The sequence below is a fragment of the Burkholderia sp. SIMBA_051 genome (assembly GCF_046534915.1).
Taxonomy (GTDB): domain Bacteria; phylum Pseudomonadota; class Gammaproteobacteria; order Burkholderiales; family Burkholderiaceae; genus Burkholderia; species Burkholderia ambifaria.
Genome location: NZ_JAWRXS010000798.1, coordinates 1 through 241, shown reverse-complemented (window position 1 = coordinate 241; position 241 = coordinate 1). Strand labels below are relative to the sequence as shown.

Genomic DNA, 241 nt, shown 5'->3' with positions numbered 1-241 from the left:
GCAGCACAGCGGTCATGGCTCAAATAATGACCGACGGCCGCCTTCTTCTGTTCAGCCGAATACCTTGGCCTCGAACGGACATAGCCGGCCCGTAGATCATGGCACTGTTCGTATTCGCGATGCCAGGCTTTGAGAGAATTCTTTGTTGGATAGCCCAACTGCCGGATGGTCGCCCCGAGGCGCTTGCCCAGCTTCAAGTAGAGTCGGACCGCTCGAATGCGATCTTCGTATGAGAACATGA

Annotated in this window: 1 pseudogene; it reads right to left on the bottom strand. The window is 55.6% G+C overall.

Going from position 1 to position 241, the window contains the following annotated elements:
• Window positions 1–239, bottom strand: a pseudogene (locus SB771_RS36655) (IS3 family transposase); the annotation flags it as partial.
• Window positions 240–241: the final 2 nt, after the last annotated feature.